9 protein-coding genes are annotated in these 8,961 nt (G+C 70.0%); 5 read left to right on the top strand and 4 right to left on the bottom strand.

Features of this window, described 5'->3' with window-relative positions:
• Positions 1 to 85 precede the first annotated feature (85 nt).
• Positions 86 to 973, bottom strand: coding sequence for a phosphoribosylaminoimidazolesuccinocarboxamide synthase (locus tag PLE19_23090; GenBank protein ID HPD17834.1), 888 nt, complete (start codon positions 971 to 973; stop codon positions 86 to 88).
• A 131-nt stretch (positions 974 to 1,104) separates the two neighbouring features.
• A complete protein-coding gene (locus PLE19_23085; protein HPD17833.1) occupies positions 1,105 to 1,911 on the bottom strand; it encodes a DnaJ domain-containing protein in 807 nt (268 codons plus the stop codon).
• A gap of 179 nt (positions 1,912 to 2,090) precedes the next feature.
• Here PLE19_23085 and PLE19_23080 point away from each other — a divergent pair, with 179 nt between their 5' ends.
• Genes PLE19_23080 through PLE19_23070 form a run of 3 tightly spaced genes read left to right on the top strand, consistent with a single transcriptional unit; the run spans position 2,091 to position 4,088 of the window.
• A complete protein-coding gene (locus PLE19_23080) occupies positions 2,091 to 3,035 on the top strand; it encodes a class I SAM-dependent methyltransferase (GenBank protein HPD17832.1) in 945 nt (314 codons plus the stop codon).
• A gap of 25 nt (positions 3,036 to 3,060) precedes the next feature.
• Entirely contained in the window at positions 3,061 to 3,609 is a 549-nt protein-coding gene (locus PLE19_23075; GenBank protein ID HPD17831.1) for a hypothetical protein, read from the top strand.
• An 11-nt stretch (positions 3,610 to 3,620) separates the two neighbouring features.
• A complete protein-coding gene (locus PLE19_23070) occupies positions 3,621 to 4,088 on the top strand; it encodes a transposase (protein ID HPD17830.1) in 468 nt (155 codons plus the stop codon).
• On the opposite strand, the gene PLE19_23065 is transcribed toward PLE19_23070, so the two are convergent.
• Positions 4,067 to 4,549 (bottom strand): YkgJ family cysteine cluster protein, encoded by a 483-nt coding sequence (locus PLE19_23065; protein HPD17829.1) that lies wholly within the window; start codon positions 4,547 to 4,549, stop codon positions 4,067 to 4,069. The two genes, PLE19_23070 and PLE19_23065, sit on opposite strands and share 22 nt — an antisense overlap.
• Positions 4,546 to 5,523 (bottom strand): hypothetical protein, encoded by a 978-nt coding sequence (locus PLE19_23060; protein ID HPD17828.1) that lies wholly within the window; start codon positions 5,521 to 5,523, stop codon positions 4,546 to 4,548. The genes PLE19_23065 and PLE19_23060 overlap by 4 nt, the downstream gene beginning before the upstream one ends.
• Before the next feature lie 183 nt (positions 5,524 to 5,706).
• On the opposite strand from PLE19_23060, the gene PLE19_23055 reads away from it, so the two are divergent.
• Complete coding sequence (locus PLE19_23055; protein HPD17827.1) at positions 5,707 to 8,049, top strand: hypothetical protein; 2,343 nt, start codon at positions 5,707 to 5,709, stop codon at positions 8,047 to 8,049.
• Positions 8,050 to 8,051: 2 nt separating this feature from the next.
• A complete protein-coding gene (locus PLE19_23050) occupies positions 8,052 to 8,696 on the top strand; it encodes a cyclase family protein (GenBank protein HPD17826.1) in 645 nt (214 codons plus the stop codon).
• The last annotated feature ends 265 nt before the right edge of the window (positions 8,697 to 8,961 follow it).

Below are 8,961 nucleotides of genomic sequence, written 5' to 3'. Positions count from 1 at the left end.
GTAGATGCGCCCGCCCTGGCGCACGGGCACTGCTTCGACGGGGCGGAGCTTCGGCCGGTCCAAGGGACCTCCTCGACCGCAGGGGTCAGGGCGCGGTGAGGAGGCGCAGGGCCTCCAGGTAGCGCTCGGTCGTCTGGCGCACGACGTCGGGCGGCAGGGGAGGGGCGGGCGGCGTCTTGTCCCAGCCGGTGCTCTCCAGCCAGTCGCGGACGGGCTGCTTGTCGAACGAGGGCTGGGAGCGCCCCGGCTGGTAGCCGGCGAAGGGCCAGAAGCGCGAGGAGTCGGGCGTGAAGACCTCGTCAATCAGGAGCAGCCGCCCGTCGCGCTGGCCCCACTCGAACTTCGTGTCGGCCAGGATGATGCCGCGCTGAAGCGCGTGGGCGGCGGCGCGGTTGTAGAGGGCGAAGCTCCGCTCGCGCAGGGTGGAGGCGAGCTCCTGCCCCAGAATCTCGGCCGACTGCTCGAAGCTGATGTTCTCGTCGTGGCCCGACTCGGCCTTGATGGCCGGCGTGAAGAGGGGGGCCGGCAGCCTGGAGGCCTCGAGGAGCCCCGGGGGCATCAGCACGCCGCACACGGTGCCGCTCTTGCGGTATTCGCTCCAGGCCGAGCCCGCCAGGTAGCCGCGCACGACGCACTCGACGCGGATAGGGGCCGTCTTCTTCACCAGCATCGAGCGGCCCTCGAGCACGGGGCGGAAGCGCTCCAGGCCGTGGCCCATCTCGCCGATCTGATCGGTGATGAAGTGCGTCTCGGTGAGGTCGGCGAGCAGCTTGAACCAGAAGACCGACAGGGCGGTGAGGACCCGGCCCTTCTCGGGGATGCCCACGGGGTTGACGACGTCGAAGGCCGACAGGCGGTCGGTGGCGACGATGAGGAGCTGGTCTCCCAGGTCGTAGATGTCGCGCACCTTGCCGCGGCCCAGGAGCTTGAAGCCGGGGAGGGTGGTTTCCGTCACGACGGGCGGGGTGCTCACGGTGTCAGGGCCTCCTGGTGGTCAGGGTGGGCCGCGCTCACGCCGGGGAGGGTGAGGCGGCATCTGGTGCCCGAGAACTGGGGCCTGGCCTGGAAGACGACGAGACCTCCCGCCACGGACCGGTCAATCTGCTACGACGAGACGGCGTGCATCCCGAGGCGCGCGGCGAGGCGCTGGACGCCCTTGATGCCCGGGTGGAGCTTGATCGCCTCGCGCAGTTCGCGCTGGGCGCCGTCGCGGTCCCCGATCTTCAGCAACGTCTCCGCCAGGCGCTTGCGGATCTCGGCCTTGTCCTTGTTCGGCAGCCCCAGCTTCAGCGCGTGCTGGTAGTAGCGGACCGCGTCCTTGGGCTCCGCCGTGCGCGCCACGTGCTGGCAGTAGATGGTGACAATGCGTTCCTGCACCTCGTCGAAGAAGTAGCGCAGGCGCGGCCCCTCGAGTTCCTCGCGGAACACCTCCTCGTAGAGGGCCAGCGCATTGTCTATCTGGCCCTGCCGCTCGTAGGCCTCGCCCAGCAGGAACTTGCAGTCCAGGTGATCCTTCAGGCTCAGATGGGGGTAGAGGTCGAAGGTCGCCTTATCGCCGCGCAGGCGCTCGTAGAGCCCGAGGGCCGCCTCGATCTTCCCCTTGAGGAGCGCCTCGAACAGCTCGCGACACTTCGCCGCGACCCCGTCGCCGGGCGGGTCGTAGGACACGGACGAGGTGACGGTGGAGACGCTGAAGCTCTCCATCCGCAGTTGCTGGTCGTGGAACTTGCGGCGGCGTTCGTCCGACAGGACGTGGTAGGCCTCGACGATCTCGCGGGTGCGTTGCTCGGCCCAGGCCGCGTTCGAGCGGTTGCGGTCCGGGTGGTAGCGCTTCAGCAGCCTGCGAAAGGCCCGCTTGATCTCGGCCGGCCCCGAGTGGCGCTCCACCTGGAGGACTACATAGTAATCCACTGGCCCTGTTCCTTGGGTCGAACGCTGCATTTCTCGCCGATCCTCCACTGCGAATTATAGTGGCTTGGCGCAGGGGAGTCAAGAAAATCGTTACCGGACCCGGCCCGCGGCCGGCCTTGCTCGCGCGGGGTAGATGTGCTACCATACCCCGATAGGGTTTTCGTTTCGGAGGCGCGAACGTGGCGGTGCAGTGCCCCCAGTGCGGCCGGCAGTACGATGTCACGCTCTTCGAGTTCCAGCGCCCGCTGGGCTGCGATTGCGGGGCAGCGGTGGACCTGCGCACGGGCCACACCCGGCACGAGGGTTCGGCCCCCGCCGCCGGTCTCCCGCGGGCAAGCGAGCAGGCCGCCGCCCTCGGCGGCGGCGAGGCGGCCATCGCGCCCGCGACCTGGGACTACCTGCGGGCGCCCCATATCGCCTGGGACTATGATCGCTACTTCCGGCACAATGAGCTGTTCCAGTTCGACGTGCGCGTGCTCGATCGCTGGTTCGTCCGCCCCGGGCGGTTGGTGGACCTGGGCTGCGGCACGGGACGCCACGTGGTGCACTTCGCGGAGCGCGGCTTCGAGGTCACCGGGCTGGACCTCTCGGAGCACATGCTCGCGGCCGCCCGGGCCAAACTCGACGCGGGCGGTTCCTCGGCGACGCTCGTGCGTGCCGACATCACCCGCCTGGACGAGACCGGGCTCGGCCCCTTCGACTACGCGATCTGCATGTTCAGCACCCTGGGGATGATTCACGGCGCCGCCAACCGGCAGCGCTTCCTCGAATCGGTCCGGCGCCATCTGGCGCCCGGCGGCCTCTTCGCACTCCACCTGCACAATCGGTGGCAGAACCTGTGGGACCCCGATGGCCGCCGCTACCTCTGGCACGCCCTCCGGGACCACTGGCGCGGGCGGCCCGAGGCCTTCGAGAAAGACATGGACGGCTATCGCGGCATCCGGGGCCTCCGCCTCTACGTGTACAGCGAGGGCGAACTCCGCGGCGTGCTCGGGCGCGCCGGGTTCCGGGTCGCTGAGTTCCTCCACCTCAATCGTCCTCGCAACGGCGTGCTCCGCGGCCTCGCGAAGGGCCTGCGGAGCAACGGATTCATCGTGCTCTGCCGAGCCGCCGGACGGGACTGAAGCGCGGCGAGACAGGAAGCCGGCAGTGGACCCTTTCTTCGACATGGCGAGCCACCGCTTCCGGTGCCCGGGCTGCGGGCGGGTGATTGATGCCTCGGAACTGCGCCCTGGCGAGCGGGTGAAGTGCGCGAAGTGCAAGAAGCTGATGCGCTACGGGCCGCATCTGTTCGACCCGCGCACCCGCGAGAACTGGCAGACGGGGCGCCTCGTGTTGCTGGTCGCCTGCATCGCGGGCACCGTGTGGTGCGTGACCGTGGGCTACGGCTTCGGGTCCAGCAAGGGGAGCTGGGTGGCGGGCTTCGGCGGCTCCATCGTGCTGTGGCTGATCACCGTGGGGTGCATCGCCCTGGCGGCCCGCACGACGCAGAACAACGGCATCCTGGTGGGCGTGACCGCCATGATGGCCGGCGTGTCGCTCTTCTTCCTCGAGCGGCTCGGGGAGCAGGTGGGCTACGATGTGGCGGCCTGGCGCGAGTTCCAGTTCTACGAGGCGTGGGCGCCCACTCTGATCATCGGCGGCGCGCTGGCCTTCGGCGTGGCGCTGGCGATGCAGGGGCGCGCCCGCTCGGTGTAGGAAGGCGGAGCATGGCGGCGCATGACGAACAGCCGGGCGAGGAGCAGGTCAGCTACTTCGTGACCGTGCGCACGTTCAACTGCCGCCGCGTGTTCCACGAGGACAAGAGCGCGGCCACGCTGGTGGAGCTCATCGAGGGGATGCGCCGCGAGCGCGGCTTCAAGAAGTACGGCTACGTGGTGCTGCCCGACCACTACCACGTGCTGTTCGGCGGCGGCCCGTCCAGCGCGGCCATCGCCGACACGATCCGCGCCATCAACCGGGCCGCGGAACGCTTCCTCGAGCTGCCCGACGATGGGCAGCCGCTCTGGGAGGACGAGACCGATGTCCTCGTCATCTACAGCGCCCGCGCGCGCTTCGAGAAGCTGAACTACATCCACCACAAGCCCGTCCTGTGCGGCATCGTGCAGAGGGCCGAGGACTACGCGTACTCGAGCGCGGGCTTCTACTTCCGGCGTTACGGCAAGACGGAGTTCTGACCGCCTGCCGGCCCGCCCGCTTGCCCGGCGAAGAACGGAGCATAGTCCCACTCCAGGCCGAGGCGGTCTGTGGCAGCGCGCAGCCGCTGCTGGAAGGCGTGGTAGAGCTCCTGCTCGCGCGCCTTGTGCTCCGGCGCACAGAAGAACACCCGGCAGCTCAGCGGCCGCCAGCGGTGCACCGAGCACCGGCCGCCCGCCAGGAAGCCGCAGTGGCCCGCGGCCGTGAGCCGCGGCGGCCCGGCGAACCGCAGAACGGGCAGCCGCTCGATGAGGCTGGCATAGAGGCGGTAGTCGTTCCTCACGAAATCGCAACAGCGCCCGCACGCCTGGCAGGCGACCGGAAGGGTTGCCAGCAGAGCGTCCAGATCGGCATACACCGCACCGAGGGCCTCCAGGGCGCGGTCCGACGCCTCGCGGCTCGGGCCAGCGGCGGAAGCCGTCTGCGGCGTGGGGCGGTTCATGCCGGCTCCGCACTGGCCGGGCAGTGCTCGGCGCTCGTGGAGTACGACGAGTCGCCGCGGCAGCGGCAGAAGACAATGTCCTGCCCCGACACGGCCGCGTGGCAGTACGGGTTGGCGCAGAAGGGAGGGTGCACTGCGTGCTCGGTGCAGAGGACCTCGGTGGGTGTCTCGCGGAACGCGCGCACGAGGTCGGGCGCGGGCACCTTGTCCAGCTTCGCGCTGAGGGAGAAGACGGCGTATTCCGTGCAGACGGCTCCGCTGAGGGCGAGGGCGGCGGGGAGGCCCGTGGGGCGGCCGTAATGCGGCACCTTGAGGATGTTGACGTCGAGGTACCGGCTCATCGTGCGCTCCGCCGCTGCCGCGGTCCAGAAGGTCGCCTGCGCATCGCCGCCCAGCAGGAGGCGGATGCCGTGCGCCTCGATGTGCAGGACCAGCGAGAGCTCATTCTGTTCCACGACCAGGTCCTGGGGCCGCCGGGCGGGCGCATCCTGCGGCGCGGCGCGCAGCAGGTTGGTCGTGCCCGGGTGGAGGACGGTAATCGTGGCCTCGCCAAAGAGCGGGGGCAGCGGCATTCCGCGCACCGGGCTGAGAATGCGCTCGGGGCGCACACGGCTGTGGATGCGCGAGAACAGGCGCTGATAGGCCCGCTCGTCCGGGAGCCGCAAGCCGGCCACCGAGGGCTGCGTGGATTCGCACGCCGGACCGAGAAAACACTCGATCTTGATCTGCTCGGCCTCGGCGACGGGCAGCAGCCCGGCAATATGGTGCCGGTCCACGTGAGTGGCCACCATCAGGTCCACCACCTCGGTGCCGCAGCGCTGGAGGTAGGAGAGGAGGCGTCCCGCGTGAGCCGGGCCGCCGCCGTCCACCACCACGGTCCGCACCTGGTGGCCCTCACGGAAGCGCAACACGATAGCGTCGCCGTGCCCCACGTCGAGGAACGTTGCTACCAGATCCAGCTCTTGAACGCTCACTGCCACGCCTCCGCCAACGGGGTGGACTTCCCAGTGCTCCCGCCTCCTGCCTGTATGTTAGCAGATGAGCGATCGTGGCGTCAAGCCCCATGTTCCCCGCGCCTCTTGCGCGGAGGCGCGAGGCGATGATAGAATACGGCATCGCCCGGCGCGAGCAACGCTATCGCCGCAATCGGGGCCTCGATGCCTAGGTGTGCTGTCTCACTTGCCGTGTTTGTGCTGGCCGGCGCCGTGGCGCCCGGCGGCGCCGGGTCGCCTCAGCCGCCGCCGCTGGTCACCATCCACGTGGACCGTCCCGAGAACAAGGTCTCGCCGCTGCTCTTCGGCTGCTCGCTGCCCGCGCCGGGCACGCCCGGGGCCGATGCCCTGCTGCCCGAGCTGCTGCGCAACCGCAGCTTCGAGAAGGTGGCCTGGGTCGGGCCGAAGGCGATGCCCGAAGGTTGGAACCAGGCGCGCGGCTGGCAACTCTTCGAATTCGGCGGCCGCCATGCCATCGTGCGGGCCGACCGCACGCTCGACGAGCCGCTCGTCATCCTGCGGCGACGCAACTGGAATGCCTACCGGCTCACCCTGCTCGGCCGCAAGATTGACGGCCCGGACGGCCTCTCCATTCTCTTCGACGTGCAGGACAGCCACAACCACGTCCGCTGGACCCTCGGCGCCCACGGCAACCGGCAGCACGTCCTCGAGTCCGTCGGCGCCGGAATCCCCAGGCCGCTCGCCCCGCCAGTGCCCGGACGCATCGAGACCGGCCGCTGCTATCGCATTGACGTGACCCTGCGGCGCGGGGTGCTTCAGTGCTCGCTCGACGGGCGCCTGGTCCACCACGTGGGCGACGCGCGCTTCCCCTGGGGCGGGGTGGGCCTGGGGGCCAGCCGCTCCACGGCGGAGTACCTCGACCTCGCGGTCTACGAGCCGAAGGACGTGCCCCTCTTCCTCCTGGACAACCCCGCCAAGTCGAAACTCGACACCCTGGCCGCCGACTGGGAACCCCTCCGGGCCGAGGGGAACAAGGTCGCGTTCCACTGGGAGGCCCTCTACCCCTTCAACAGCCACTTCTCGCAGGGCGTTCGAGTGGATGCCTACCAGGGGGGCGACGCGGGCATCCGCCAGAGGCGCATCCCGGTCACCGCGGGCGCCACTTACCGCGGCCGACTCCACCTGCGCGGCACCGGCAAAGCCGTCATAGCCGTCTCGCTCCGGAGCCGCGAGGGCGCCCTCTACGCCTCCGAGGAACTCACCGGCCCCGCCGCCGGCATCTGGGAGCCGCGCGAGTTCGTGCTCAAGCCCAACACCTCGGACCCGCAGGCCGACTTCTGCATCACCGTGGCCGGCACGGCGACCGTGCTCTTCGATCAGGTGTCGCTCATCCCCGAAGCCGCCCGCAGCCCGTGGGGGCTGCGCAGCGACGTCGTGGCCAGCCTGCGCACCTTGCGTCCCGCCTTCCTGTGCTGGCCCGCGGGCCCGGGCGCCAACCAGTACCACTGGCGGCGAGGCATCGGCCCCGTGGACCTGCGCCCCGCTGCCACTCTCACGGGCGGCCAGCAGCCGACCTTCGAGCCCTGCGGCACCGACTTCGGCACCGACGAGTTCCTCAGCCTCTGCCGCGAACTCGGGGCCGAGCCGCTCCTCGTGCTCAACCCGTACCTCGGACCCCTCTGCACCCTCGACTGGATCAACTACTGCAACGGCGAGGCCGCCTCGCCCCTGGGCAAGGAGCGAGCGGCCAACGGCCACCCCGAGCCCTACGGCGTCCGGCGCTGGCTCGTGGGCGGCGAACGGATGGCGGAACCCGACGCCCAGGACTACGCGGTGATGCTCGCCGAACTGGCCAGAGAGTTGCGCGGGTTCCTGCCCGCCCCGGAACTCATCGCCGTCGGCAGCCCGCCCCTCGCAGACTGCGCGGCGGATGCCCGGGAGGCGAAGGCTGCCGGCCCCATGGTCGCGCACATCGCCAAGCCGCTCCGATGGCCGGCGGCCGCAGCAGACCAGTCCGCGACCTGGACCGCCCTCGAGCGCACCGCAGGCAGCCTCAGAGACCAGGGCCTGCACCTGGCCCTCCTGGACGTCTGTCCCGCGCCCGACGCCTCGTCCTCCGCCTACCCGTTTGGCGCGCTGCTCAACGCCCTCACGCGTTCGGGGGGCCCGGGCGCCCTGGCCAGCCTCTTTTTCCCTGCGGCCGAACTCCCCTCCGTGAGGGCCGCCTGGGCCCTTGCACGCGCCCATCCTCTCGAACAAACGCTTCACATCGAGAACCCCGCCGGTGGCGCTCTCGACCTGGTTGCGGGGCTGAGCCGCCAGAAGCTCGTCATCCGCATCGCGCACCCGGCCGAGAGCGACGCCGTGGCTCGCCTCAAGCTGCTCGGCCTCGGCGCCCGCCGCCTCGCCCCCACGGCACGTCACTATGCCCTCGGCACTGGGGCAGCGCAGGAGAGCGAACTGAGCGTGCAGGGGGACGAACTCCGCCTCTCCCTCAAGGCGGGGCAGCCGATCCACGTCGTTGTCGTCGAGCTTTCAGGAGAATGACCATGGTCTTCCGCATTGACTCGGGCAAGTACCGCGTGGTGGACCTCTCCTACCAGGTCGTGCCGCCCGGCACCCAGGACCGGCCCTATGTCATCCAGCGGGGGCGCCTCGGCGACAACGCCTATAAGTTCGACATCATCCGCACCCACACCCACGTCGGCACCCACGTCGAAAGCCCCGCCCACTTCTATCCCGGCGGCAGGGACGTCACGGAACTGCCCCTCGACACCTTCTACGGCCGCGCCGTGCTGCTCGACGTGGCCGACGCCGCCCAGGCCCAGGAGATCGGCGGCCCGTTCCTCGACAAGTGCCTCGGCAGCCTCATTCAGCCGGGCGACATCGTCCTGTGCCGCAACAGCGACCCCCGCCCCGGCCCCTCCCCCTGCCTCACCCCCGAGGCCGCCGTCTGGCTGCGCGACCGCGAGGTGAAGCTGCTGGGCATCGGCACCGACTTCTCGCTCGGCGCCACCATCACGGCCGCGCGGGCGCTCCACGACATCCTGATGAGCCGCGACGCCTGCCTCGTCGAGTTCCTCGACAATCTCGCCGCGCTGCGCCGCCGAGAGTTCTTCTTCATGGCCCTGCCCTTCAAGTGCGCCCAGATTGACAGCGCCCCCGCCCGGGCCATTGCCATCGAGGAAATCTGACCCCGCGTGCGCCATCGTCGAGGTCGCCTCGGGCCGTTACCGATTCGCGGCCAGCAGGTAACCCCTGCCGCGCTCGTGGCGCACCATCCCCCCCGCACCTTGCGATGCGGGCAGGCCAGGCATGACCCGTGACGCGTGACGCGTGACCAGAGAAGAACACCTGCCGGTCTTCTCTTCTCACGCATCACGCATCACGTATCAGGCTTCGTCTTGTCAAAGAACCGGTGCGGCGGCCTGTCGCTACTCGTTTGGCTATCCTTTCGCC

The organism is Planctomycetota bacterium, assembly GCA_035384565.1.
Lineage (GTDB): Bacteria > Planctomycetota > PUPC01 > DSUN01 > DSUN01 > DAOOIT01.
This window is presented reverse-complemented; position numbering and strand designations above follow the sequence as displayed.